General features: G+C 41.7%; 24 protein-coding genes and 2 riboswitches. Of the genes, 5 read left to right on the top strand and 19 right to left on the bottom strand.

Features of this window, described 5'->3' with window-relative positions; translation table 11 throughout:
* Nucleotides 1–281: 281 nt before the first annotated feature.
* The 16 genes from cbiB to G4420_RS08880 all read right to left on the bottom strand — a co-directional run bounded on the left by cbiB (nt 282) and on the right by G4420_RS08880 (nt 17,943).
* On the bottom strand, nt 282–1,208 hold the full coding sequence (cbiB, locus tag G4420_RS08955; protein ID WP_204273637.1) for an adenosylcobinamide-phosphate synthase CbiB: 927 nt from the start codon (nt 1,206–1,208) through the stop codon (nt 282–284).
* Complete coding sequence (locus G4420_RS08950; protein ID WP_204273636.1) at nt 1,201–2,676, bottom strand: cobyric acid synthase; 1,476 nt, start codon at nt 2,674–2,676, stop codon at nt 1,201–1,203. Before G4420_RS08950 ends, cbiB begins: the two co-directional genes overlap by 8 nt.
* Nucleotides 2,669–3,217, bottom strand: a complete 549-nt coding sequence (gene cobC, locus G4420_RS08945; RefSeq protein WP_163323303.1) for an alpha-ribazole phosphatase — start codon at nt 3,215–3,217, stop codon at nt 2,669–2,671. Before cobC ends, G4420_RS08950 begins: the two co-directional genes overlap by 8 nt.
* Complete coding sequence (locus tag G4420_RS08940; RefSeq protein ID WP_163323302.1) at nt 3,214–3,975, bottom strand: adenosylcobinamide-GDP ribazoletransferase; 762 nt, start codon at nt 3,973–3,975, stop codon at nt 3,214–3,216. Before G4420_RS08940 ends, cobC begins: the two co-directional genes overlap by 4 nt.
* 303 nt (nt 3,976–4,278) lie before the next feature.
* Complete coding sequence (cobT, locus tag G4420_RS08935; protein WP_163323301.1) at nt 4,279–5,283, bottom strand: nicotinate-nucleotide--dimethylbenzimidazole phosphoribosyltransferase; 1,005 nt, start codon at nt 5,281–5,283, stop codon at nt 4,279–4,281.
* Between the two features lie 123 nt (nt 5,284–5,406).
* Complete coding sequence (cobU, locus tag G4420_RS08930) at nt 5,407–5,934, bottom strand: bifunctional adenosylcobinamide kinase/adenosylcobinamide-phosphate guanylyltransferase (RefSeq protein ID WP_163323300.1); 528 nt, start codon at nt 5,932–5,934, stop codon at nt 5,407–5,409.
* 126 nt (nt 5,935–6,060) lie between these two features.
* Nucleotides 6,061–6,453: a DUF4430 domain-containing protein gene (locus tag G4420_RS08925; RefSeq protein WP_163323299.1), complete on the bottom strand. Its 393-nt coding sequence runs from the start codon at nt 6,451–6,453 to the stop codon at nt 6,061–6,063.
* Between the two features lie 3 nt (nt 6,454–6,456).
* On the bottom strand, nt 6,457–7,761 hold the full coding sequence (locus G4420_RS08920) for a PKD domain-containing protein (RefSeq protein WP_163323298.1): 1,305 nt from the start codon (nt 7,759–7,761) through the stop codon (nt 6,457–6,459).
* A gap of 15 nt (nt 7,762–7,776) precedes the next feature.
* Complete coding sequence (locus G4420_RS08915; RefSeq protein ID WP_163323297.1) at nt 7,777–9,711, bottom strand: TonB-dependent receptor; 1,935 nt, start codon at nt 9,709–9,711, stop codon at nt 7,777–7,779.
* 79 nt (nt 9,712–9,790) lie between these two features.
* Nucleotides 9,791–10,008, bottom strand: a riboswitch (cobalamin riboswitch).
* Nucleotides 10,009–10,256: 248 nt separating this feature from the next.
* Nucleotides 10,257–11,057, bottom strand: a complete 801-nt coding sequence (locus G4420_RS08910; protein WP_163323296.1) for an ABC transporter ATP-binding protein — start codon at nt 11,055–11,057, stop codon at nt 10,257–10,259.
* Nucleotide 11,058: 1 nt separating this feature from the next.
* Entirely contained in the window at nt 11,059–12,069 is a 1,011-nt protein-coding gene (locus G4420_RS08905) for a FecCD family ABC transporter permease (RefSeq protein ID WP_163323295.1), read from the bottom strand.
* A gap of 19 nt (nt 12,070–12,088) precedes the next feature.
* Complete coding sequence (locus tag G4420_RS08900) at nt 12,089–12,895, bottom strand: ABC transporter substrate-binding protein (protein ID WP_163323294.1); 807 nt, start codon at nt 12,893–12,895, stop codon at nt 12,089–12,091.
* 71 nt (nt 12,896–12,966) lie between these two features.
* A riboswitch (cobalamin riboswitch) is annotated at nt 12,967–13,160 on the bottom strand.
* Between the two features lie 108 nt (nt 13,161–13,268).
* A complete protein-coding gene (locus tag G4420_RS08895) occupies nt 13,269–14,513 on the bottom strand; it encodes an NAD(P)/FAD-dependent oxidoreductase (protein WP_163323293.1) in 1,245 nt (414 codons plus the stop codon).
* 6 nt (nt 14,514–14,519) lie between these two features.
* Nucleotides 14,520–15,536 (bottom strand): 4-hydroxyproline epimerase, encoded by a 1,017-nt coding sequence (locus G4420_RS08890; protein ID WP_163323292.1) that lies wholly within the window; start codon nt 15,534–15,536, stop codon nt 14,520–14,522.
* A 28-nt stretch (nt 15,537–15,564) separates the two neighbouring features.
* Nucleotides 15,565–17,046 (bottom strand): aldehyde dehydrogenase (NADP(+)), encoded by a 1,482-nt coding sequence (locus G4420_RS08885; protein WP_163323291.1) that lies wholly within the window; start codon nt 17,044–17,046, stop codon nt 15,565–15,567.
* Nucleotides 17,047–17,049: 3 nt separating this feature from the next.
* The gene (locus G4420_RS08880) at nt 17,050–17,943 is read right to left on the bottom strand and encodes a dihydrodipicolinate synthase family protein (RefSeq protein ID WP_163323290.1); all 894 of its coding nucleotides are present in this window, start codon (nt 17,941–17,943) and stop codon (nt 17,050–17,052) included.
* Between the two features lie 178 nt (nt 17,944–18,121).
* Here G4420_RS08880 and G4420_RS08875 point away from each other — a divergent pair, with 178 nt between their 5' ends.
* The gene (locus G4420_RS08875; RefSeq protein WP_163323289.1) at nt 18,122–18,997 is read left to right on the top strand and encodes an AraC family transcriptional regulator; all 876 of its coding nucleotides are present in this window, start codon (nt 18,122–18,124) and stop codon (nt 18,995–18,997) included.
* On the opposite strand, the gene truA is transcribed toward G4420_RS08875, so the two are convergent.
* Nucleotides 18,978–19,739, bottom strand: a complete 762-nt coding sequence (gene truA, locus G4420_RS08870; RefSeq protein ID WP_163323288.1) for a tRNA pseudouridine(38-40) synthase TruA — start codon at nt 19,737–19,739, stop codon at nt 18,978–18,980. The genes G4420_RS08875 and truA overlap by 20 nt on opposite strands.
* Before the next feature lie 602 nt (nt 19,740–20,341).
* Between truA and G4420_RS08865 the strand changes: the two genes are divergently transcribed.
* On the top strand, nt 20,342–20,782 hold the full coding sequence (locus tag G4420_RS08865; protein ID WP_163323287.1) for an Hsp20/alpha crystallin family protein: 441 nt from the start codon (nt 20,342–20,344) through the stop codon (nt 20,780–20,782).
* A gap of 78 nt (nt 20,783–20,860) precedes the next feature.
* Here G4420_RS08865 and G4420_RS08860 read toward each other — a convergent pair whose 3' ends face one another.
* The gene (locus G4420_RS08860; protein WP_163323286.1) at nt 20,861–21,238 is read right to left on the bottom strand and encodes a hypothetical protein; all 378 of its coding nucleotides are present in this window, start codon (nt 21,236–21,238) and stop codon (nt 20,861–20,863) included.
* 175 nt (nt 21,239–21,413) lie between these two features.
* A complete protein-coding gene (locus tag G4420_RS08855) occupies nt 21,414–22,391 on the bottom strand; it encodes a DUF3016 domain-containing protein (protein WP_163323285.1) in 978 nt (325 codons plus the stop codon).
* Between the two features lie 412 nt (nt 22,392–22,803).
* Between G4420_RS08855 and G4420_RS08850 the strand changes: the two genes are divergently transcribed.
* The 3 genes from G4420_RS08850 to G4420_RS08840 all read left to right on the top strand — a co-directional run bounded on the left by G4420_RS08850 (nt 22,804) and on the right by G4420_RS08840 (nt 25,761).
* The gene (locus G4420_RS08850) at nt 22,804–23,799 is read left to right on the top strand and encodes an AAA family ATPase (RefSeq protein ID WP_163323284.1); all 996 of its coding nucleotides are present in this window, start codon (nt 22,804–22,806) and stop codon (nt 23,797–23,799) included.
* A gap of 81 nt (nt 23,800–23,880) precedes the next feature.
* Entirely contained in the window at nt 23,881–24,759 is an 879-nt protein-coding gene (locus G4420_RS08845) for a DUF58 domain-containing protein (protein WP_163323283.1), read from the top strand.
* 6 nt (nt 24,760–24,765) lie between these two features.
* Entirely contained in the window at nt 24,766–25,761 is a 996-nt protein-coding gene (locus G4420_RS08840) for a hypothetical protein (RefSeq protein ID WP_163323282.1), read from the top strand.
* The last annotated feature ends 1 nt before the right edge of the window (nt 25,762 follow it).

The following is a 25,762-nucleotide window of genomic DNA, read 5'->3' as shown; positions in this document are numbered from 1 at the left end:
TTAGTGAAAAGGATGGGTGTTGACCCGTCCTTTTTTATTTTAACCCAAACAGTAGATTTAACAAGCCATTCAACACCGACCAACAATCTCCCAATAGATCTTCCTTAAGTGGTAATAGATTAAAAATATGTTATAAAACACATTTTTTAACATTAGGATAACCTCCAATTCATATTTACACCTTACATTTGTCATACAAGTTTAGTTCATAAGTTTAGGTTTGATTAGTTTTATTGGTTTAGTTAGTGAAAAGGATGGGTGTTGACCCGTCCTTTTTTTGTTTATACCCACCAAAGCACAATAATTCCAATAAACACAAGCGTTACTGCTAAGTTGATTAAACAAGCCTTGTAAACATCCTTTGAATATACCGGCCTTGGATTTTCGCCAATAAAAGGCTTTTCAACCAGTTTTCCGTGATAACGGTTTGGCCCCCCGAAACGACAATTCAGTATACCGGCCAGGGCAGCCTCCGGATATCCTGCATTTGGACTTGAATGCTTCCTGCCGTATTTAACGATGAATTTAATGGCCCGGAAGTTAAAACTAACTGTAGCCATTAAAATCGCAGTAAGTCGTGCGGGAATAAAATTCAACACATCGTCGAGCTTTGCGGCAAAAAAACCAAAATCTTTGTGTCGTTCGCTTTTATAGCCTATCATCGAATCGAGGGTATTGGCCATTTTATAGGCCAGCATTGCAGGCACTCCGCCGATGAAATAAAAAAACAGGGGAGCAATTACCCCATCGCTGAGGTTTTCGGCCAGTGTCTCCAAAACTGCTGTTCTTATCTGGTTTTCGTTTAACGTTGCTGTTTCGCGGCCAACAATCATCGACAATTGCTGCCAGCCGGCTTCCAATCCTTCCTTTTCCAGTTTTATTACTACACGCAATGCTTCCTGAATAAGCGAGCGGTTGGCTAAACCATAGAAAACAAAAATGGCAGAAACAAGAAAGTACAGGTTTTGATAGGCGGATAAAACCGATAGCCCCAGTTCAAAAACAAAGTAAGTGGCAAGAATGAGGCAAGAAGCCAGAAACGCACCTTTTAGCTTTTTGTTTTTGCCCCGGTTCAACTTTGCTTCACCAAAAGAAATTGTATTGCCAAACAAACGAATGGGGTGTGGCAGAAAATGAGGATCGCCAATCAGACAATCAAGAGCAAAACCCGCCAGCAGCGGAATAATTATAGTAAGATGTTCATTCAATTTCCATCGATTTATAAATGTACGCCATATCAACATTTTCTCTGATCAGCTGCGCCAGTTTGTCGTATTGCGTATCTTTAAATTGTTGAAAATCCATTTGGGTTGCCAGCTGTTTCCCCGACTCTTTTAATATTCGGTTAACCACGCTGATATTATCAAAAATACCATGAATATAAGTTCCCCAGGTTCGTTCATTCAGGTAATAACCATCCTTCTTTTGGCCGTTTACCATACAAGCCGGGCTTTCGTGTTTTGCAATTGTTTCACCCATATGAATTTCGTAGCCCTTTCCTAACTCGCCGTTTTGAAAAGTAAACGAACACTGTTCTGTTACCTTTTCTTCGGTGAGAATCGTTTCAACCGGTAAAATTCCAAGACCCGGAACTTTTTCAATCTGCCCTTCCACATGATGCGGATCAGCAATCCACTCGCCCATCATCTGAAAACCGCCACAAATACCGTAAACAGCTTTTCCCTGATCGTGTGCCTTTTTCACCGCCGTTGCCATTCCCTGCTTTTGCAGAAACAACATATCAGAAATGGTATTTTTTGAGCCGGGTAATAACACGATATCAGCCTCATCGATATCTTCGGGCGATGCGGCATAAAACAGGTTAACTTCGGGTAGTTGTTCCAGAAAATTAAAATCGGTGAAGTTTGACATGTGCCGCAGCAAAACCACGGCAATATTTGTTTTTCCTTCAACCGCCTTAAACTGTTTTTTATCTACAACCACCGAGTCCTCATCATCGATATAAATATCGCGGAAATGCGGAATGATACCTACTACCGGTACACCACAAAGTTCCTCAAGCTTTTTTGCACCATCTTCAAACAACGAAATATCGCCCCTGAATTTATTGATGATGATGCCTTTCACCAGTTTACGTTCCTGCTCCGGCAATAGCAACATCGTTCCGTAAACACTTCCAAACACGCCGCCTTTATCAATATCAGCAATCAGATAAGTGGCTGCATTTTTCTCCACAGCCACACGCATATTCGTAATGTCTTTTTTCCACAAGTTTACCTCGGAGATACTTCCGGCCCCCTCAACAACAATCGGATTAAATTCGTTCTCCAATCTTGAAAAAGCTTTCATTGCTTCATTGAACAGAAAGTCACGGTCGGTTTCGTTAAAATATGCTTTTGCCGATTTGTTTGCCCAGGGTTTACCATTCAGCACAATTTGCGAATCCATATAACCGGTTGGTTTCAATAACACCGGATTCATCTCAACACGGCAGTCAATACCACATGCTTCGGCCTGAACAGCCTGGGCACGACCGATTTCCAAACCATCGGGTGTAGGGAAACTATTCAGCGACATGTTTTGAGCTTTAAACGGCGCCGGACTTAAACCATCCTGTTTAAAAATGCGGCAAAATCCGGCGTTAATAACACTCTTTCCCACATCGGAGCCCGTGCCCACAAACATTATCGGGCGGTATGTTTTTGTTTTACTCATGTTTATCTATTTCGAATACGGTAACACTGGCATACGCCGGTTTAAAATTTTCAAAGAGTTGTGAAATGGGTACATTTTCAATCACACTTTTTAATATGCGAATTACTCCGGCATGAGCAACAATGGCAATATTACCGGCGTTTAATTTTTTTATTTCGTTGACACAAGCTGAAACACGCGCCACCATTTTGGGGTAAGATTCGCCGTTTTTCGTTGGCAAGGTTTGATAATTGTCCATCCAGGTTTTTCCTTCAGGTTGCGCATATATTTCGTCCCAGTACAACATTTCCCAGTCTCCAAAATTCAATTCTTTCAAACGCGGGTCAAAATGAATCTTTTTATTTGGGAAAAGACTTTCGGCCAATTTCCGGCAACGTAAGAGCGGGCTCGAAAACACGGCATCAAAACTCTCCTGCTTAATTTCCTGTAGCAAACGTTTTTGTTCATCATAAAATGATTCAGCAACATCAACATCGGTTTGCCCGTAACAAATGCCGGACTTTACATTTACGCTGCTATGTCGTATCGCATAAATCTTCATCCCATATTTTGATAAGCGAGAATACACAAATAAAAAAACACTTCGCAGAGTTGCTGCAAGGCCCCCAACACATCGCCGGTGTAGCCGCCCAATTTGCGCGTGATATAATTCCTGAAGAAAAAGGTAACGATGAGCAAAATTGCAACTATCAAAACCGTTTCGTGCCAATTGAGAAACAGCAAAGACAATCCGCCTGTAACCAACGCAAATAACAATGAAAATAAAGAATCGGCTTTCCCGACAGGTTTGGTTTTACTTGTTGCATCCAACCGCGCATAGACAGAAGAATAAATGAGCAACACCGGGAAGACACGACTCAATGCATGACCGGCAATTAAAATAAAAGGAATCCTGATCGTATCGACATGCGACAAAGCCAGAAATTTTATCGCCAGCACCGACAATAGTCCTACCGTTCCGTAGGTGCCTATCCGGCTGTCTTTCATTATTTCCAGAATACGTTCGGGCGTGTAACCGCCACCAAAACCATCGCAGAAATCGGCGAAACCATCTTCATGAAATGCTCCGGTCAACAATATGGTGGCCACCATGCTAAGTGCGACTGCCAGCGTAACAGGCAGCACAGCGCCAAAAGCAAAATAAACCACTGCCCCAACTCCTCCAACAATCCATCCGATTACCGGAAAGTAGCGCGTTGATTTGTTCAACATCTTCTCCGACCATCCTTCGATTCGCCCAACCGGAATTCGGGTGTAAAACATCAGGGCCGTGAGGAATATTTTTATCTCATTTCTCATGTGTCGCTTATTTCTGCCAAAATCATTCGGATTGATTTGCCATCAACCTTAGTTGTTTCATTTCCAACCTTGGTTGTTTTTTATTCTTCCTTAGTCGATCATCTTCCAACCTTGGTTGATACTCTTTCAACTTAGGTTGTTTTATTTCCTACTTAGGCTGATTGACTATCAACTATGGTTTTTTCATTTCCGAAATTGGTTGATTGCTGTTCAACCATAGTGGATTAACAATCAGCCTGTGTAACAAAGTTATATCATCACTTGATGGATCCAACAAAACATTGCTTTTTATAAAGCAGGCGTTTAATCCTTATTACTCACACCGGCGTCTTCCATACTGCTCATCTCATTAAGGAAATTTACAGCCGAACGCACCAGCGGCATTGCAACGGCAACTCCGGTTCCTTCGCCCAGTCGCATTCCCAACTGCAGCAGCGGTTTTGCCCCAAGGTACTCCAACATCAGCTTATGTCCTTTTTCGTCGGAACCATGGCAAAATACACAATTATCTTTTACGGCAGGTTCCATTTGTATTGCCGTAAGCACAGCAGCCGTAGCAATAAAACCATCGATCAGGATAAGCATATTTTGTTTTTTCGCCTCGAGGTAAGCTCCCGTCATGGCAGCAATTTCGAGACCTCCAAAAGTGGCCAGAGTTTCTTCGATTGAACCCGGATTGTATTTCGCGGCAATTTCTTTTAGGATTCTGGTTTTGCGATCTACCTGCTCATCTTTCAAACCAGAGCCACGACCGGTACAATCTTCCATGGAAAGGCCGGTAAATTTATGCATCAATAACGACGAAGGCGAGGTATTTCCAATTCCCATCTCCCCACACCCAATAGTATTACACCCTAAGGCCGCTTCTTCGCGAACTGCTTTTGCTCCTGCTTCCATTGCGGCGCGGCATTCTTCCGCGGTCATGGCAGGTTCTTTTCTCATATTACGGCTTCCGTTGGCAATTTTTGCATTAATCACCGGAAGTTCTGCCGGAAAAGCGTAATCAACGCCCACATCGTAAACTTTCAGTTCCAGCTCGTTCTGACGGCAAAAAACGTTGATGGACGCACCTCCGGCGCAGAAGTTCATTACCATTTGCCAGGTAACATCTTTTGGATAAGGGCTGATGCCTTCGTCGGCCAGACCATGATCGGCAGCAAAAATCAGGTGAGCCGGTTTTTCTATTTTGGGAGACAGAGTGTTTTGAACCATGCCTATTTGCAGGGCCAGTTCTTCAAGCAAACCAAGCGATCCGATCGGCTTGGTTTTGTTATCGATTTTGTGTTGAAGTTGATCTTTTAATGTCATTGTTTTTGGTTTTTTATTTTATTGCTCGCGGATATGCGCAGATATAATTTTTGAACACGAAGATTCGAAGAATATTTCCTCGCAAAAGCGCCACGACGCAGAGGATTCTGAAATCTCAATTCGTTAATCATCATTCGAAATTCCTTTGATTTGAACAGGTATTCCCGAAACCATCAGAAATACGTCGTTTGCCGATTTGGCAATGTACTGGTTCATCCAACCTTGCAGATCGGCAAACTTGCGGGCGATTTCATTTTCGGGATGAACACCCATTCCCAACTCATTGCTTACCACAAAAAGCGTCATATCCTGATTGATAAATTTATCCCACTCTCGTTTGGCTACTTCCAGACTGACATCTACATCGTTGTTTTTCTGATAAAAAATATTCGTTAGCCAAAGCGTAATACAATCAAGCATAACTGTTTTCCCGCTCAGGTTGTGTTTACTGATTTCCAGCTCTTCCTCGATGGTTTGCCACTGTTCGCCACGATCGGATTGATGGCGTTTTACCCGCTTATGAAAATCTTCGTCCCAGATACGGGCAGTTGCCAGATAAACCGGTGCTTCGGAACTCTCCTCTGCACGTTTTTGTGCAAAACTGCTTTTACCCGAACGCTGACCGCCTGTTATAAATGTAATTTGTGCCATTCTTTAAAATTGAATTTCAAAAGTTACAAAAAATCAAACCCCCGGTACACGACCAGGGGTAAGAATCATTATCATGTGCTTTGAGTGCCGCACTTAGGGAAGAAACTGCTATAATTATTCCTATAGCTATTTGTCTTCTTTCGAACTGCAAACATCTTGTTTATATATCCAGGTTATTATATCGCCGTTTTTAAGGGGCTGGTCGGTGGCAATCTTTTTGGCAGGCTCACCATTAATTTTGTAGTACCAAACACTTTGGTTCGGCACACCTTTTACACCATCAATTTCATCGACAAAAACATATTGCCCCACGGGGTGTGTTTTTACTTCCGCAACAAACTGGAGGGCTTCCAAAGCCGAAAGCCCTTCTTTCCAATTTGTCTCGATTTTCAGTTTTGGATGTTTCAAGGATCCAAAATCTATTTCAACAGTAACCTTTTCTCCGTTGCCGGCAAAAGCCGATAATCCGATAAAACAGGCCAACAGCAGAATAAGGCAAAATATTTTTTGTTTGTTCATTACTTATTCAATATCAAGTAACATGAATGGCGCAATACCTGTTTCAAACTCGTTCAGCTCAGTTCCGTCTGGCGAGTATGTTATTACTGAACCATTTGAAGTTACATTGTCAGAGAAGAAACAAAACAGTTTATTATCGTAGTATCCCAAACCATTCAGGCCATTCACTCCATCGATGAATTTTTCAGCCTCGAAACTTTTTGATGCTACATCGAAAACAGACACTCCTCCAGGCATTCCGTAGCCGCCGGTTGTTACTATATATAATTTTGTGAAGTCATCATTAAACTCAAAAACATCAACGTAGTTCATGCTGCTTACTCCTTCCAAATCATAATTGGCTTCAAATTCATCGGTAGAAGTATTGATATAACCGATTCCTGTTTGAGTGGTCTCATCGCCGTATGCTACTCCCAGATTGATGTACAGGTTATCCTGATCATCCTTTTCAAAATACGAAGGGATGTTGCCTTCAGGAAGATCGATGTATGAAACTTCATCGGTATCTAAGTCGATTACTGCAACTTTATTCGTATAATTTAATGCAGCATACAACTTGTTTCCGGCAATAGCCAATCCTTCAGGTCCGTAATGCACAGGAATAGTTTTCACTACTTCGCCGGCAGTTAAATCCACTTTGGCAATGTACGAGAGAGTAGGATCGGAATACACCGCTCCTCCCCAACAAGAAACGTACATGTAATCGCCCAACGCCTGACAATTACGGGGAGCCACAATCTGATCAGTGATTCCATTTTCTGTCTGCTCAAATGTTTTTGCATCAACCCAAAAAACCTGATCGGCAGTATTTCCCATCATATAAATTTTGCCGTTGTAGTTATAGGCAAACTGAATATTTGAAGTGATATCCAATCCATTTACCGAATTGTAATAGCTATTAACCACCTCATCAGTATATTTATTGTAAGCTGTAATGGTCGATTTATCTCCCGACCAGCTACCGGCGTTAACAATGTAGGCCAGTGATGCGTCAACATTCACCTGGTGAGTGATCGTATTACTCAACTCTCCATTCACCGCAATCAACGTAACATCATAAATACCCGGCTCGGTGTATATATGAAATGGGTTGGCTTCTGCTGAAGTTGCATTGTCACCAAAGCTCCACTCATAACTTGCTGCCTCTGATGAAGTGTTAGTAAAGAACACAGTATCTCCCGCCTGAATATTCTCCTCGGGAGCATAAGTAAAGCCGGCTGTAACACTTGCCGAATCATTGTCGTCGCATGCAGTAAAGGCAAAGGCCAACACCGCCAAAAACGTCAAAATTTTAAATTGTTTTTTCATTTTGTAGTTTGTTTTTTATTTGAATTTATATGTGATGCTCAATCGGTAGGCGATGCCGGGCATGGCATAGCCCCAACTTGCCTGGTAATCGGTATCCAGCAGGTTGTTTATCATTCCATTTATTCGAATTTGATTCTGTCCGTCGATTTTCCAATTGTATCCAACAGCCACATTCATCAGAAAAAAAGCATCCAGAACATTTTTTTCTTCCTCATCAGTAAATTGCTCGTCGGTGTAACTTCCGTCAACTGTGAAATCGAATTTGTTATAAGCTACCGTTGTGAAAAAATTACCGGCGTGAAGCGGAACATATTCCAACTGACGGTTAAGCGCGTTCGTGTTATTTTGCGACTTTTTACGCTCTGCAGAAGTATAGGTATAATTCAGCCCCGAATTTGCTTTTAATCCCAAAATGGTATAATTCCAATCCGTCATAAACTCCAAACCTTTGCTTTGCACATTTTGCACATTCGCGGCATACCAATATGCTCCTCCGTTTTTCCAGAGAATCCAGTCGTCCACATTCATCAGGAAAGCATTCAGTTTTACATTTCCTGACATGTCTCCAACGCAGTAGCTCCATTTTGTGCCGAATTCGTAACTCATTCCTTCTTCAGGATTCAGATCGGGATTTCCGCCGGGCACCCAGAAGCGGTCGTTAAAAGTTGGAACACGATAACTGCGTGCAATATTTCCGGTAAACCGAAGCACATACTTTTCTTTTGAAAGCGCCAGGTAATTCAATCCGAACGACGGCGTAAAAGGCACGTCGAAATCGGTAACATAACCATAGCGTAAATTTAGAGTTGCGGTTAAACGGTTAAAAAAACGATGATAGTACGAAGCATACAAGTCTACCCGATCCTCGTGTTTCAAAGATTCGGAATAAGCATAAACCGTTGGATAAATACGGGTAACTTTTGCTCCGGCTTTATAACTGGCATTGGGCGAAAAATCGTGTTCGACAAAAGCCTCGCCAATTATGCGTTGGGTTGAAATGGTATCAGAAGTATTTTCGTTGCTAACGGCATTATCATATACATACCCGCCGTTAATTTCGAATTTGAAGGGATTTTTGCGGTTTTTATAACCTGTCCAGATACGCACATGATCATTGTTATACTCTTCGCGCAAATCCGGATTACTCAGGTTGGTTTGCATGTTTTGCTGAACCAGATGCCAGTCTTTCTCCAGCCAAATATTAAAGATGAAGAACTCGTCCTTGTCGAACTTATAATTCAGTTCCTGCAGTAATCCCATATTCTCGATATTGGCATTGTGCTGCGTATCTTCTATTTCAAAAATGTCGTTTTCGAAATCACGGTAATTGGGATTCGTGAATTTAAAATCATTTGTTTTCGAATAATAATATGCACGTGTAACCGCTTCAAACCTTCCGTTTCCCCAAAACAGTTTTGTTCCGTAAAGCTGCTCACCAAATGAACCGTTTGCAATGCGGGCTTCGGCCTTAAAACCGTTGGTCCAGTTGTTTTGCAGGCCCAAATGAATGGCTCCGCCAATACTCCCTGATCCGTTTACAGAACTGGCACTACCAAACTGCACCCCAATTTCATCGAAAAGATAGATGGGTACATTATTAACATTGGAGTGGCCCAGCGTAAGCGAATTAATATTTATTCCGCCAAAATTAAAACTGGTATGATCGGGCGCCGATCCGCGAATACGAATAGTGGCCAAACCACCTGCATTGGTCTTAAAGGCGATGGGTAAACTGCGCGAAAGTAATTGCTCCAGGTTTCCATCCTGCGACAACAAAAACTGAGTCGCATTAATACGTTCGATTTTAGCTCCCGACTGGTATTTCTGAAGCTTTCCATAACTCACTACTTCTTCAACCTGAACGGTGTCGAACACGGTAAAAGGCTGCTGCGCCACTGCACTTTGAGCCAGCGCCCACAATACGATTCCAAAAACTACAAACCTCCTCATTATCAAAATTTAAGGAGCTTTGGATAAATCAATGAAAAATACGGATATATTTCTCAAGCTTTTATCCCGAAGCTTAATTATTTACTATTGAATTTATGGCAGGTCTTCTGGCTCATCCCGGTTATTGATGCCTTCCCTCCCGATTCCCTCGGAAAGTGGCTTATGATTCAATAACACGATCCGTCAAACGACGGATAGGACTTACAGCTGCGGGTACAGCTCCGGTTTTTCACCGGATTCCCTTTTCATCTTATTTCTGAAACAGAAATTTTAAGAACCTAAATTCACCGACAAAGATAGTCACATTTTTTAACAACAATGATTTTATTGAAAAAGATACACAGGAAATTGACTCCTATTATTAACAACATTCTTAATTCACTAATATAAAAAGCCTTAAGCTACTACAACAAAACTTAATGGTGAATTAAGAATGAATTGGCATACACCTGCTGAAAATCTAATAATGAATTCTTTCAATGGGGAAATTGACCTACAGATAGTGATACTCTCACTGGAAGTGAGGGCATCACTCAGTCTTCGATTTAACTTTTTTCGATCACTTCCTCCGATACCAGAAATACCACAGGTTTATTTGAAATAGGATTGGTGCGCACCACTACAACGGTTTCGTAAACCGCTTCAATATCTGCATAATTAAGCACTTCTGACGGTAGGCCTTTTTTACGAATATGGCCTTCCTGCATCATAATCAGCGAATCGCAATATTCTCCGGCCAGGTTCAGGTCGTGAATAATCATCAGAACGGTTAATCCCAGTTCGCGACTTAAACGACGAATCAAATTCAGGGTTTGTACCTGGTGCGTAATATCCAAATGCGAAGTTGGTTCGTCGAGCAAAAGCAGATCGGGCTCCTGTGTTAAAGCACGAGCGATTCCGGCCAGTTGCTGCTCACCACCGCTCAAGGCATTCATGTATTTGCCCTTTAGCTTTTCAACGCCTGTTAGTTTCATGTATTTCTCGGCAATGGCAAAATCCTCTTTCGTCTCGAAAAACTGGAATTGTTTGTGATATGGAATCCGCCCCATCAAAACATATTCCTCCACTGTCATGCTGCCAATCTCAATATTCTGCGTAACAATGGCAATATTTTGAGCACGCTGCTTCAGATTCATTTTTCGGGTATCCAATCCCTTCAACTCCATTCTTCCTTTTAACGGAGGAAGCTCTCCTGAAATTCCACGAAACAAGGTTGTTTTTCCAGAACCGTTTGGGCCGATAATCCCCACAAAATCGCCTTTTGCCACATTAAAACTCACATCCTTCAGTAAAAACTTACCGGGATAACCGCAGGAAAAATTAGTGATCTGAAAGAACTGTTCCATGCTAGTTCAGTTTAAAATGTGATTTTGAGCGACTCAGTACAATTATAAAAACCAAACCACCAACAAAACCGGTTATTACACCAATTGGTAATTCGTTTGGCGAAATAATAGTTCGGGCAATGGTATCGGATAGAATCAGGAAGATAGCACCTCCCAAAAACGATCCGGCCAAAAGTACACGGTAATCGTTACCAATAATCAACCGGATTAAGTGCGGAATAACCAAACCTACAAAGCCGATAACTCCGGCCACCGACACGGCAATTCCGGTAAGTAGCGAAGCCACAAAAAAGAGCAATTTAATGGCTACTCCGGTGTTAATTCCCAGGTGTCGTGCTTTTACTTCTCCCAGACGAAGCGCATTTAGCGTTTGTGCAAAAAAGTACGAAATAACCAGCCCCGCCAGCGATGAATAGAAGGCAATGGCGATCAACGAATTGTTTGATTCATCCAACGAGCCCATCACCCAGAAAACAATATTATGAAGGTTTTCGGTGGTGGAAATCGACATCAGAAACATCATGGCCGACGAGGATACAAAACTTACCATCACACCAATCAGCAACATACTGTTTATGCTTAAACCTCCACGTTTTATACTTAACAGATACACGACAATGAGCGTGACAAGCGCTCCCAGAAAACCAAATGCCGGAAGCGAAAAGAAGCTCAATGTATTCAATCCGAAAACAATGGCGATGGCCACCCCTAATGCAGCACCGCCGGAAATTCCGAGCGTATAGGGCTCAACCAGTGGATTGCGGTAAATGCCCTGAAGCACGACTCCCGAAAGGCTTAAAGCACCTCCAACTCCGATGGCCATCAATATTCGGGGAACACGAATTTTTGATAAAACAGTATATTCGATGCTGGCTTTATCCGATAATATTTGTGGCAGTTGCGAGAGCGACACTTTTATTTCTCCGGCCGATAATGAAAACAAAACAGACACCAACAACAACACTAATAGTGCGGCTAAAAAAAGTATCCATTTTAAATATTTGCTGTTCATTGGTCTCTAAATATTGGATTTACTCGCTTATAAAACGGTAAACATCTTTCAGTGCACTTGCAAAATTTGCCGGCGTTGGGCTACACGATGTTTCGGAAGAGATCAGAAAAACCTTGTTGTTTTTCACGGCTTCCATTCCTTCATAACTGCTCCACACTTTTTGTTCCTCCTTACCAAAACCTCCCATTTCGGCAATAATTATCACATCCGGATTTTTTAGCAAAACACTTTCACGCGTTAAGGTTCCATGGGTTAATCCGGAGGCAATATTCGTTGCATTACATAAGCGAATAAAATCATTCATAAAGGTATTATCCAACACCGAAAACACCGGATTGGCACCTATTTGAAAAAATATTTTTGATGTAGGCAGTTGCTTTGATTTTGCCTGAATTTCTGCAACTGTTTTTCGGGCTTTTGTAACCACCTCTGTCGATTGATCTTCGCAACCAATCAAGTCGGCTATTTGCTGTGTTTGTTCACAAATTTCATCAAAGGAAACCGGCGTTTCCAGCACCTCAACACGTAATCCAAGTTTTACGAGGGTAGCAATATCTTGTGGTTTGGTTAATTTCATGGTCAGCACCAGGTCGGGTTTCAACGCAAAAATTTTCTCCACATTTACATCAACTGTTGAGCCAATTTCTTCAACACCATCATTTAAGGCCAGCATGCAATAACTCGTACAACCAACCAATTTATCTTTTCCACCAACCAGATAAATATTTTCGGTAATCGACGGTGCCAGCGAAATTACGCGATTAACATCCTGTGCAAACACCGAAAAACCGGCAAGCAGCAATACTACGAGTATTTTAATCTTCATCCGTTTAAAATTAACAGGAAATCAGGTGCAGAAATCAATAGATTGATTCCCGAAACTTTGTTCCCGAAGTTCGTTCATCTAAATTGTTGGCAGGTCTTCTGACTTATCCCCATTGATCATTGCCTTCCCGTCATTGGCTGAACCGACAGTGGCGTGAGTAATGATCAGTTTCAGGATTTACAGCTGCGGGTACAGTTCCGGATTTCCACCGGATTCCCTTTTCATCGTGTTTATAGTGCTATAAACCATCGAACCAAACTCGCGGACAAATATAAGCAGAATCTTTTCTGTCGGAAAGTTTTCTGATTTCTTTTGTGTTTTTATAGGAGAAGAATTGCGGTGTACAGGGGATTAACAACTCTCAATGCGAGGATTATAATTTCATCAGTTCCATGTCGAAACCGGGTTTTTCACCCGCCACCAACTGGCTGATAATTTTTCCTGTTATCGGGCCAAGACTAACTCCCATCATGGCATGACCGGTTGCCACAAGCAGATTGTTGTACTTGTTGGTTCGACCAATAACAGGAATTCCGGTTGGTGTAACCGGTCGTAACCCTTCCCATATATCCAGCTTCTTGGCATCCAGCTTTTCCATATTGGGCAAAGCTTTTTGTGTACGGTTGATAATTGCCTGAACCCGGTTATATGAAATATCTCCGATAGTTCCGTTAAATTCCATTCCGCTGCCCAAGCGCACTGTATTATTAAATGGTGTAAGCGCCACTTTGGCTTCTGTTAAGATAAGTGGAGTTTGTAATTTCAGCTTGTCCTTTGCCAAGTCGAAACTGTAACCTTTTCCTGCAATCACAGGAACTTTCACGCCTGCAGATGCCGCAATTTTTGGGGAATAAGATCCTGCTGCCAGCACAAATTCATCGGCTTTCAGCTTCCCAGAACTGGTCTCTACAGCTATAATTTTACCTTTTTCAAGCTGAAAACCACTTACAAAAGTATCGTACCGAAATGCCACACCGCTCTGTTTTAAGTAACTTTTCAGCCAGCGCAAATATCCTTCCGGCGATACATTCCCATCGCTTTTATATAACACTGCTCCGGCTACCCGCAAATCAACATCAGGCTCTATTGTTTTCAACTGCTGTTGGTCGAGGAGCTGCGTTTTGATCCCCAGATCTTTGGCAATTCCAGCCAAAGCAAGTTCCTCTTCCAATCCTTTTTCGGTGGTTGCTGCCATTAATAGCCCTTTGTTCGTGAAACCGCTTTCATTGTTATTCACTGTATTCAACTCCTCATACAACTTTCTGCTTTCGTCATTCAGTTTGTACAATGTAGGTATAGCGCGGGCAACAGCTTTTTTATTGGCAGCTTTTATAAACTTCAAAAACCACGGGAGTGAGGAAATATTTTTACCCGGCGGAAGATAAACGGGACTTGTTCTGTCGAGCATCATTTTCAGGCCGGAGCGTAACATTTCGGGCGATGCCAGCGGCACAAAATGACTGGGCACCAACAATCCGCAGTTTCCGTACGAACAACCTTCTTCACTGCTTTCGCTGGCTGCTTCAATAACTTCCACCCCGAAGCCGGCCTGATTCAGATAATAAGCACAATGCAATCCGATAACTCCCGCACCAATAACAATAATTTTCTTGCTCATCTTCTGCTAAAGTTTTCCTACCACCCTAAATCCGTGGGCATAAGGATCGTCCTCGTCGTCGATAATAATGTGATTGTAACCGGTAACTTTTGCCCAGCCTTCAATTCCCGGAACAATGGCATCGAAATCGCCCACTTTTTGTTGCTGCTCAACGGTACCAATAAACTGGCTGCCAATAACACTCTCGTGCAAAAATGTAGAACCCAATTGAAGTTTTCCGTTGGAAAACCACTGGGCCATTCGGGCCGAAGTTCCGGTACCACACGGGCAACGATCAATCGCTTTTTCGCCGTAAAAAACAGCATTACGCGCATCGGCTTCTTCGCTTTTGGTATTTCCGGTCCAAAGTACATGGCTCAATCCACATATTTTTTCGTTTTGCGGATGTACAAAACTATATTTTTCATTCAGGTCTTTCCTAACCGCCCCACTGAAAGTGATCAACTCGTCTGTAGTAAAATTGTGTAATCCGGAAAAATTCGGCTGCTCATCAACAATGGCATAAAAATTACCACCGTACGCCACATCAACAGTCAATTCGCCCAAATGCGGACTTTCAACCGTCAGGTTTCGTGCATATAAAAACGAAGGAACATTGATGATCTTCACCGATGTAACTTTGCCTTTTTCATTCTGTTTGTAATGTGCCAGAACCAATCCTGCCGGCGTCTCCAAACGAACGGTTCCCGGTGTATGGGGCACAATTAAACCTTCTTCAACGGCAATGGTAACTGTGCCAATGGTTCCGTGCCCGCACATGGGCAAACAACCACTTGTTTCGATGAAAAGAATTCCGGCATCGTTGTGCGGATTTTCCGGAGGAAAAATAAAACTCCCCGACATTTGCTCGTGGCCACGGGGTTCGAACATTAAACCTGTGCGAATCCAGTCGTATTCCTCAAGGAAATGCTCGCGTTTCTCAAAAATACTTTTCCCCCTTAAGCGGGGAACTCCACCGGCCACTACCCGCACCGGATTGCCGCAGGTATGTCCATCGATACAAAAAAATGATCTTCTTGTCATTATCAGCTATTAAATAACCATATCAATATTATTTAACCGCGGCGTTAGTCCACGTGTCGTTCACTACTCTCCAAATATTCATTGGGTTACTGTTTTGCAACTCGGCCGGTAATAAACTGTCAGGGAAATCCTGGTAAGCCACCGGACGCACAAAACGTTTTATAGCGCTCACTCCAACCGATGTAAAACGCGAATCACTTGCTGCAGGGAAAGGTCCGCCATGCTGCATTGCAGCACATACTTCAACACCCGTTGGCACACCATTTAACAACAGTCGGCCACATTTTTCGAGCAAAGCATCTAAAATTTCCTGGTTGTTGGGCAACTCACTTTCTGTTGCATGAACAGTAGCCGTTAACTGACCTTTTAAGCCGTTTACCACATCCAAAAGTTCGGCCTTGCTTTCGCAAACTACAAGCAAACTAAAAGGGCCAAAAACCTCTTCGTGCAAATGCGGATTCTTTATAAAATCAGCACCAGCAACTGTAGCAAGAGCAGGAGGAACATTTCCTGTTTCTTCTTCGCCTATTCCTGTTCCAAGCAACTTTACTTCCGTGTGCGAGAACATTTTGTCTTTGTTCAGTTCGTAATTTCGAAGTACCGACGTGCTGAACATTTGAGCACCTTTTGTTGCCGCAACCTCTTTTGCCAGCTCTTCTACAAACGCTTCGTATCCCTCTGTTTTTGTTGTGATCAGCAATCCCGGATTGGTACAAAACTGACCTGCTCCAAGATTTACCGAAGCAACCAATTTTGAAGCGATTCTTGCATGGTCCTTAACCAGCGCTTCCTCCATCACTACCACCGGATTTATACTTCCCATTTCTGCAAAAACAGGAATCGGTTCTTCACGATCAGCAGTCAGTTTAACCAGGGCCATTCCTCCTTGATATGAGCCGGTGAATCCGACAGCTTTTGTAACCGGATGTTTCACCAGCCACTGACCCGATTCGTAACTTGCATCATCGATAAAGCCGAAAGTACCGGCAGGCAATTCGCATTTTTCTGCAGCTTTGTTAATTGCAGCTGCCACTAATGCTCCTGTTTTTGGATGAGCCGGATGACCTTTTACAACTACCGGATTTCCTCCGGCCAAAGCTGAAGCAGTATCACCACCGGCAACAGAAAATGCCAACGGGAAATTACCTGCGCCAAAAACCACAACCGGACCAAGCGGTACCAGTTTTTTTCTGATATCAGGTTTTGGCAGTGGCTCGCGTTCAGGATCACCAACATCAATTGTAGCTTCGCACCACGAACCTTCATCGATCAGATCGGCAAATTTATTCAGCTGCCCAACGGTACGACCACGTTCTCCGCGCACACGAGCTTCCGGCAAATTGGATTCAGCCATAACAGTTTCCACCAATTCGTCGCCTATATTCATGATCTCCTCACCGATCTTCCGCAAAAAAGCAGCGCGCTTTTCAGCAGAAACTTTCTTATATACGTTGAACGCTTCTGAAGCCTTCAACATTATCTCATTAATCTGGTCTTTCAATTCTGCCATACTTTAAAATTTTGGACGGTTTGCCAAGGCGTGTTCAATGGTAGCAATGATCGATTCGCGTTCTGTTCCTTTTATCATTTTTCGGGGAGCGCGTACATATTCAGTTCCAATACCGGTGTACACTTCGCAAAGTTTGATGTACTGTACCAGTTTCGCGTGGATATCCATTTCGAAAAGCGGCATAAACCAACGGTACAATTCCAATGCTTCATCAATTTTTCCGGCTTTGGCCAACTCGTACAATACCACTGTTTCTTTAGGGAAAGCACAAACTAAACCGGCCACCAAACCGTCGCCACCCAACAGCAACGACTCTAAACAAAGAGTATCAACACCACCAAGAATTTTAAAACGGTCGCCTAAAGCATTCTTTAATCTTGTAATGTTTGTAAGGTCGCGGGTAGATTCTTTTACTGCCTCTATATTCGGTGTATCTTTTAGTTTCTCGAACATCGGCACTGTAATCTCAATTTTGTAATCAACCGGGTTGTTGTACAACAAAATTGGTAATGTAGTAGCTTCAGCAACAGTTTTGAAATACTCTACAGTTTCATCGGCATCGGCTTTATATAAAAGCGGTGGAAGCAACATCAAGCCATCGGCACCATTTGATTCAGCCTGTTTAGCTGCCTCAACAGCATTTACTGTGCTCGACTCGGCAATGTTCATAATTACCGGTACCTGTTCGCGATAAGGCTGAAGTGATTTTACTAGCTCAACTTTTTCATCGTTGCTTAAAGTGCTCGATTCGCCCAATGAACCACCGATAATAATTCCCGACACTCCTGATTCGATCTGGAATTCAATGTTCTTGATAAATGCCGGAATATCCAGTTCTCCGTTTTCCTTAAATTTTGTTGTTACTGCGGGATAAACCCCTGTCCATGTTGGTCTCATATCTTCTTATTTATTTGATGACTATTTACAAAGGCAAATTTAAAGGAGTTAAACACCTTTTTATTTTCTTATTTTATCCATTTTTTGAACTATTTTAACCTTTTGGAGTTTTATGGTAAATTATTATGGTAATTGAGAACAATTTTTCAGAGAAGGACATTTCACAGATCGATAAAAAATGAAGGCAGTACGTTTTGTAATTCCAAAGACAGGAGGAAACTCTTTCCGGCTCCAAATTGATGATGGGGCGCGGTTTTATGATACGATCCATTATCATCCTGAGCACCAGATAACTTACATTGTAAAAGGTGAAGGCACCAGTTTTATTGGAAATCATGTGGAACGATTTCAGCCGGGCGACGTGTTTTTTATTGGTAAAAATGTACCTCATGTAACCAAATGCGATGAATCGTATTACCACCCCGAAAGCGACCTGGAAGTGTTAAGTATTTCCTTGTTTTTTAAAGATGAGACTTTTGGTAACCGGTTTTTTGAAATCCCGGAAATGGCACACATAAAACACCTGCTGGATAAAGCATCGATGGGAATTAAAATTGATGGGCCGGATAAAAACGAATTGATTGAATGGATAAATCAGTGCCCCGATGCCGATGGTTTTAAACGCTTTCAACTGCTGATGAGCATTCTGAATACTTTTGCGCACTCCGAAGATTTGCGCACACTTTCTTCGGTAAGTTACCGCTCGCCAACCCGCGAATCAGACAACGAACGCATTAATGTGATCTTTAACTTTCTATCAAAAAACTTCCGCAACGAAGTGAATCTGGGGCAACTTGCCGATGTGGCAAATATGACCCCCAACTCGTTTTGCCGTTATTTTAAACAACGTACAGGCAAAGCTTATTCTGAATTTCTGAATGATATGCGGATAGAATATGCAGGGAAATTAATAGCCGGAAGTAACGAAAGTTTTGGGAATATTGCCATTGAATGTGGCTACAACAGCATTTCGTATTTTAACCGGCAGTTTAAGCGAATTAACGGCGTGTCACCATTACAATACCGTAAAAAGTTTAATAGCGGCCCTGTGTAATATTTTCAGGATACTCAATATCCACCAAAAACAATCCCTGTGCCGGAGCGGATGCACCGGCAGAACCACGATCCTGTTTTTCAATAATCGCACAAAACTGATCGATACTCAGTTTGCCTTGTCCTACTTCCAGCAGAGTTCCTACAATGGCGCGTACCATATTGCGTAAAAACCGATCGGCTTTTATTGTAAATTGTAATCGCTCGCCGCGTTGCGTCCACCCGGCCTGCATTATTTTGCAGTTGTTGGTCTTAACATCAGTGTGCAGTCGACTGAAGCTGGTAAAATCGGTGTAGTTAAATAATTTTTGGGCTGCCTGGTTCATTTTGTCCACATCAAGTGGTTTCAGGTATTTATGGCTTATTTCGGTTACAAACGGATCTTTTTCTGTAGAAATAAAATAATGATACGTTCGCGATGCAGCACTAAACCGGGCGTGTGCCTCCGAATCAACCGGCCAGACTTTTTGCACGGCAATATCCGATGGTAAAAAGCTGTTGAGTTTATAAACGATATCCAGATTTTTGGGAATACCATTTTCCGAATCAAAATGCAGGATAAAAAACGAAGCATGTACGCCGGTATCCGTACGTCCGGCTCCAACTACATCTATTTTTTCACGCAGGATTTTTGATAGTGCATCCTCCATCACCTCCTGAACAGAAACGGCATTGGGCTGGATTTGCCAACCATGATAATTAGTTCCTTTATAACTTAGTTGTAAAAAATAGCGTTGTGGCATTGTTCTCGTTTATCAGGGCGTAAAATTACAGAAAAAGTTGAAAGCACAGTTCAATCATACTATCAGCAAAAAAATAGCCGCCTCTCTTATTCAAAGAGGCGGCCCCAGTTAACCCCAAACACGCGACTTCAGAACGAAGCCTAAAAGTTTTTGAAAGTATTCATTAACTTTTCCAATCCTATCCCTTGAGTTTCTAATGCAATTTGAGCTGTTTTAAATGTAGGTTTTAATCCTCCAAAAAGTATGGGTTGTAACTACTTATACTTTTCAATTTATGGAGTTAAAACTTTTCATTGTTTGTTTTAATTTGGCGGCCCTTAAAATGGGGCGGTCAGGTTTATTTAATAAAATTAAAGCAATAATTCATTAAAAGCAAGAGCGATAAAGATGTTGTTTAACAATAAAGCAGATAAACTGAAATTTTGACATTTTCCAAAATACTGGCTTTCAATACCATTCGGAACACAGTCCAAACCAACTGACAACCAGACAGCTAGTCCTGAAATATTTTCAGAAATTCCGGCATGGTATACCTTTTGATTTTTTCTTTTCGAAAAGTTCAATGAATTGTTTAACCATTAAAGTTAAAGGAGGATAAAGTCATGAAATTAGCAAGAAGAAACGAACCGTATTTTCCATCAGTCTTTGACAGGTTTTTCAACAATGAATTGATGGATTGGAATCACTCGAATTTTTCGAGCACAAACACGTCGTTACCGGCAGTTAACGTAAAAGAAACCGACGATGATTTTGTTATCGAAGTTGCAGCTCCGGGAATGAGCAAAAACGATTTTAACGTGAACTTTAAAAATAACGTGCTCACCATTTCTTCGGAAAAGAAAAACGAAAAAGAAGAAAAGAATGAGAACTATACTCGTAAAGAATTCAGTTACCAATCGTTTCAGCGTTCGTTCACTGTCGCCGATAATGCAGTAGTTGGCGAAAAGATTTCAGCCAAGTACGATAACGGAATATTGCATATTGTACTGCCAAAACGCGATGAAGTAAAACCACAGCCTGAGAGGCAAATTAAGATTGCTTAATGATTGATCAACACGTCGCTCACAGTTCTGGGCGACGTTTTTTTTATTGCTGGTTCCGGAAACCCAACTTCACATGTCCTATTCCTTTTTCAAAATCCAACGAATTGCGGCATCCATTGTACTAAATGGCCGGGATTCATACCCCCGGTCCTGAAGACGAATTAACATGGGATACACGATATCTTCGGGATTTTCTGTAATTATTGCGATTCTTTTATTTTCAAAAACACCGGGGTGTTGCCAGTAAAATGCAGGAATTTCATTGTGCCTGCCCGGTTCAATATCGAAATGAGCCTCTCGGTAATCAAGAATAAATCCGATGGTTTCTTCCGGAAACAAGTTATTTGAGATAGCTTCCAGCCAGGAGTTTTTCACATCTTCAACGGTTATTAATCCGAAATAGGACTTAAATACGATACAATCTTTGTATTCATATTTAAATTTCTCTACATCCATAGTAGTATAAAGTTGGTTTGCGTCGGGTATAAAGCTATAAAATAAGACAGATCAAAGTGATAAAGCAGTTTATTTTTGTCAGCAAGCAACAGTTAATTAACAATAAATTGCATCCTTGAGAAGGTAAAACATTCAATTTGTCACTAGTTTGTGGATTTAAGTCAGTTTTTAAGCTCTATGCTTTATTCGTCCCTGCACTCAAATATTCTCCCTTTTGCTTTTTTAACCGAATCTTGAAGTAAATCCGGTAAATATCATCGTTATCGTAATAATCAACCCAATCAATATTCTCCTTTCCATACTGGTTGGTGAGTTCATATCCAAAAGTAATCCTACCCCACGAAATTTCTGTTCCCAGGCGGATGTCAGTTTTTAATCCTGCCCGATGCAAACGAAAATCTCCTGCTCCTGTCAAATCAACTGAAAACAATCTTTTTGAAAGCGGAAACCTAAAAAGATGTAAGTTCAGATCATTTTCAAAGAATATCCAGTTACCCGCAAACTCGTCACATAAATTTACGCCTAATTCGCTAACTAAAGTATGCGGGGTATAACCCGATTTTGGAAAAAGATTCAAATAATAAATCACTGCAGGGTTAAAATACAGGAAATGAGTCAACACATCACGTCCTTCAATAATTTGGCCATGTTGTTTTCCAAAACTATCAATGATTTTATGAATTCCACCGGCACCATCTTTTCCGCCTTGGATCCACAAAGCCAATCCGGGAATCGGTTTTTTCTTATTTAAAATACCGGGACCTCCCGACAATTGAATAGCCAGGTTATTGGTAAGAAACTTTACCCAGGAAAATTCGGCAGTACTAATCTCAGTAAACGATTCGCCTCGGTAGTACCGGCCATTTTCATCAAAACGCTGACTATATTGTCGTTTTGTATAAAGATCAGTTCTGATTCCAAAAGAAAGTAAGCGCTGTTTCTCTGTTTTTTGATTAAAAAAGGCTTTTACTAAAAATGATGAAGTAAATGCCACATCGTTTGACTTGCCGGAGAAAAGCAAATCAATATCATTTATATGCTGAACAAGTATGTGACTCTTTTCGAAATAAGATTCATTTCCATTTAAACTGCTCTGCGAAAAACAGGTGTTGGCGAACAGGAGAATAACGATTATAAAAACGATTGATTTCAACACAATTCTTTCAATTCATGAATTAACATTAGGACAAATTCACCGCTTATAATATCACACGGTTAATATATGAACACAATTTGTAATATGTACACCACAACAGATTATCCGACAACTTGTTTAATTATTTTTAACACTGATTTCAAAAAAGACGATCGCCTTTGTTATCCATCGTCGCAAAAAATAAATGCGAAGATTGCAATCCTATGCGTAACAAATCCATGGCATCAAAATTACCTTAAATCGGGCATAATTTCTTAATGAATTCCTAATAAGCTGTTATTCTTTGTTAACATCATAATTTCTTTCGCGTTTACTTAATTTTTTTTAACAAAAGAATAGGGAAATAAATACCATAATGCTTTAAATTCGTGCCTTCGAAAAAAATATAGCAAATAAATTTATAAAAGATATGAATCAAGCAGTTGATATCAAAGAATTGAACGAGAGAATACAGAGAGAGAGTTCGTTTGTGGATATGATTTCCATGGAGATGAACAAGGTGATTGTAGGACAAAAACACCTGGTTGAAAGTTTACTTATTGGCTTACTTTCCAATGGCCACATTCTTTTGGAAGGTGTACCGGGATTGGCAAAAACACTTGCAATTAAATCCTTGTCGCAAACCATCAGCGCTAAATTTTCGCGTATTCAGTTTACACCCGACCTGCTGCCTGCCGACGTTTTGGGAACAATGATCTACAGCCAAAAGAGAGAAGAGTTCAGCATTAAAAAAGGACCGATCTTTGCGAACTTTGTGTTGGCTGACGAGATCAACCGTGCGCCGGCAAAAGTACAATCGGCACTGCTCGAAGCTATGCAGGAACGCCAGATTACTATTGGCGACGAAACCTTTAAACTAGAGGAACCATTCCTGGTAATGGCGACACAGAACCCGATTGAGCAGGAAGGTACGTACCCGCTGCCTGAAGCGCAGGTCGACCGTTTTATGCTAAAAGTGGTGATCAACTACCCGAAAAAAGAGGAGGAGCGCCAGATCATCAATCAAAACCTTTTGGCACAATTTCCTGAAACATCAACAATTCTGAAACCGGAAGACATTATCAAAGCCCGCAACGTCGTGAAAGATGTTTACATGGACGAAAAAATTCAGAAATACATTGTTGACATTGTATTTGCAACACGCGAGCCCAACGAATATAAACTGGAAAAATACAACGATATGATCGCTTACGGAGCATCGCCAAGGGCAGGAATTAGCCTGGCACAAGCTGCAAAAGCTTTTGCCTTTATTAAGCGCCGCGGTTATGTAATTCCTGAAGATGTGCGCGCCATTTGTCCGGATGTTTTGCGTCACCGTATTGGCCTGAGCTACGAAGCCGAGGCGAACAACATTACACAGGAAGAAATTATTACCGACATATTAAACCAGGTAGAAGTACCATAGTCGAGTCGCAGTTAACAGTGGCAGTTTACAGCTGTTCAAACACAACTTTGAGCGCTGAACGTTAAACTTTGAACTCTAATTATGGAGACAACTGATTTATTAAAAAAAGTACGGAAGATTGAAATTAAAACACGTGGTTTGTCGCGCAATATTTTTGCCGGCGAGTACCACAGTGCTTTTAAAGGGCGCGGTATGGCCTTCTCTGAGGTCCGCGAATACCAGTTTGGCGACGACATTCGCAACATCGACTGGAACGTTACCGCCCGCTACGGTCATCCCTACATAAAAGTATTTGAAGAGGAACGCGAACTCACCGTGATGCTAATGATTGATGTGAGTGGTTCGCGCGAATTTGGTTCGTTTGAAAAGCTAAAGAAAAATGTAATCACAGAACTGTCTGCTGTGCTTTCGTTTTCGGCCATTCAAAACAACGACAAAATCGGGGTGCTCTTCTTTTCGGACAAGATCGAGAAATTTATTCCGCCGAAAAAAGGGAAAAGCCACATTCTGCGCATTATTCGCGAACTGATCGATTTTCACCCGGAAAGTAACGGAACCGACATTACCGAAGCTGTTCGCTACATGACCAACGCCATAAAAAAGCGCTGCACTGCTTTTATTATTTCCGACTTTATGGACGATAACAAAGACCTGGAAATGGCTCTTTCTATCGCCAACAACAAGCACGACATGGTGGCGCTGAACATATACGACAAGCGCGAAACAGAACTGCCCTCTATTGGAATGATAAAACTGAAAGACGCTGAGAAAGGCAACTATGTTTGGGTTGACAGCAGCTCGCGTAAAACGCGTAAACTTTATGCCGACTGGTGGATAAAACACATGGGAAGGCTGGATGTGATGTTCAAAAAAAGTGGTGTTGATTATGTATCGATAAACACCAGTGAAGACTATGTAAAATCATTAATGACCTTGTTTAAAAAACGGGCATTAAAATAGAGAAGCATGCAATTGAAACTAAAAATATTATTTCTGTTTACAGCAATTTTGATTGCAGGAACTACGCAGGCACAGCGCATTAAAGCTACTGCCAGCCTCGATTCTGCAAATATTTTGATTGGCGACCAGGTAAAACTATTCCTAGAGATAGATCATCCGAAAGATGTAAACGTACAGTTTCCGACGGTTCCGGATACGATCAACAGCCTGATTGAAGTGATCAGCCGTTCGGGTGTCGACACTTTTGAATTAGACGATGAGAAGCTGATGAAACAAATTCAGGCCTACACCATTACCAGTTTCGACAGCGGAAGTTACCGAATTCCGCCCTACTGGTTTAAAATCGATGTGGACGGAACAATCGACTCCATTCCCAGCAACGGTGTTACGCTGAATGTTTACACCATGGAGATTGACACCACGAAAGGACCGACAGACATAAAAATGCCATACGATGCACCGCTTACTTTAAAAGAAGTTACGCCTTACATTTTGGGAGTAATTCTTATCGGAGCGATTATCTTCTTCCTGTTATATTCAATTAAGCGGAAGAAAAACAACAAACCGATATTTGCGCGTCCGGCAAAACCAAAAGAACCGGCGCATATTATTGCGTTAAGAGAACTTGACCGTATCAAAACGGAAAAAGTGTGGCAAAAAGGCAAAACAAAACAATACTACAGCGAGCTTACCGACACACTGCGCGAGTACATTGAAGATCGTTTTGGAATCCGGGCCATGGAGCAAACCAGCGACGAAACTGTTGAAAGTTTCCGCCTACAAAAAGGACTGGTTAGCGATAAAAACTTTGCGAATCTTACGCAACTGCTGCAAACGGCCGACCTGGTAAAATTTGCCAAGTATCAGCCGCTGCCCGACGACGATAACCTGTCGCTGGTAAATGCCTATTTCTTTGTGAATGACACGAAGAAAGAGGAGCAGAAAAAGGCGGAAGAGAAAGCCGATGATGATGAAAATGTTGAAGAAGTTGAGATAAAATAAA

It is taken from the genome of Draconibacterium mangrovi (assembly GCF_010586825.1).
Lineage (GTDB): Bacteria > Bacteroidota > Bacteroidia > Bacteroidales > Prolixibacteraceae > Draconibacterium > Draconibacterium mangrovi.
This window is presented reverse-complemented; position numbering and strand designations above follow the sequence as displayed.

Excerpts from the sequence above, each read along its gene's own strand:
- G4420_RS08950 (WP_204273636.1), bottom strand. The coding sequence starts at position 2,676 with ATGAGTAAAACAAAAACATACCGCCCGATAATGTTTGTGGGCACGGGC.
- cobC (WP_163323303.1), bottom strand. The coding sequence starts at position 3,217 with ATGAAGATTTATGCGATACGACATAGCAGCGTAAATGTAAAGTCCGGC.
- G4420_RS08940 (WP_163323302.1), bottom strand. The coding sequence starts at position 3,975 with ATGAGAAATGAGATAAAAATATTCCTCACGGCCCTGATGTTTTACACC.
- cobT (WP_163323301.1), bottom strand. The coding sequence starts at position 5,283 with ATGACATTAAAAGATCAACTTCAACACAAAATCGATAACAAAACCAAG.
- cobU (WP_163323300.1), bottom strand. The coding sequence starts at position 5,934 with ATGGCACAAATTACATTTATAACAGGCGGTCAGCGTTCGGGTAAAAGC.
- G4420_RS08925 (WP_163323299.1), bottom strand. The coding sequence starts at position 6,453 with ATGAACAAACAAAAAATATTTTGCCTTATTCTGCTGTTGGCCTGTTTT.
- G4420_RS08920 (WP_163323298.1), bottom strand. The coding sequence starts at position 7,761 with ATGAAAAAACAATTTAAAATTTTGACGTTTTTGGCGGTGTTGGCCTTT.
- G4420_RS08915 (WP_163323297.1), bottom strand. The coding sequence starts at position 9,711 with ATGAGGAGGTTTGTAGTTTTTGGAATCGTATTGTGGGCGCTGGCTCAA.
- G4420_RS08910 (WP_163323296.1), bottom strand. The coding sequence starts at position 11,057 with ATGGAACAGTTCTTTCAGATCACTAATTTTTCCTGCGGTTATCCCGGT.
- G4420_RS08905 (WP_163323295.1), bottom strand. The coding sequence starts at position 12,069 with ATGAACAGCAAATATTTAAAATGGATACTTTTTTTAGCCGCACTATTA.
- G4420_RS08900 (WP_163323294.1), bottom strand. The coding sequence starts at position 12,895 with ATGAAGATTAAAATACTCGTAGTATTGCTGCTTGCCGGTTTTTCGGTG.
- G4420_RS08895 (WP_163323293.1), bottom strand. The coding sequence starts at position 14,513 with ATGAGCAAGAAAATTATTGTTATTGGTGCGGGAGTTATCGGATTGCAT.
- G4420_RS08890 (WP_163323292.1), bottom strand. The coding sequence starts at position 15,536 with ATGACAAGAAGATCATTTTTTTGTATCGATGGACATACCTGCGGCAAT.
- G4420_RS08885 (WP_163323291.1), bottom strand. The coding sequence starts at position 17,046 with ATGGCAGAATTGAAAGACCAGATTAATGAGATAATGTTGAAGGCTTCA.
- G4420_RS08880 (WP_163323290.1), bottom strand. The coding sequence starts at position 17,943 with ATGAGACCAACATGGACAGGGGTTTATCCCGCAGTAACAACAAAATTT.
- G4420_RS08875 (WP_163323289.1), top strand. The coding sequence starts at position 18,122 with ATGAAGGCAGTACGTTTTGTAATTCCAAAGACAGGAGGAAACTCTTTC.
- truA (WP_163323288.1), bottom strand. The coding sequence starts at position 19,739 with ATGCCACAACGCTATTTTTTACAACTAAGTTATAAAGGAACTAATTAT.
- G4420_RS08865 (WP_163323287.1), top strand. The coding sequence starts at position 20,342 with ATGAAATTAGCAAGAAGAAACGAACCGTATTTTCCATCAGTCTTTGAC.
- G4420_RS08860 (WP_163323286.1), bottom strand. The coding sequence starts at position 21,238 with ATGGATGTAGAGAAATTTAAATATGAATACAAAGATTGTATCGTATTT.
- G4420_RS08850 (WP_163323284.1), top strand. The coding sequence starts at position 22,804 with ATGAATCAAGCAGTTGATATCAAAGAATTGAACGAGAGAATACAGAGA.
- G4420_RS08845 (WP_163323283.1), top strand. The coding sequence starts at position 23,881 with ATGGAGACAACTGATTTATTAAAAAAAGTACGGAAGATTGAAATTAAA.
- G4420_RS08840 (WP_163323282.1), top strand. The coding sequence starts at position 24,766 with ATGCAATTGAAACTAAAAATATTATTTCTGTTTACAGCAATTTTGATT.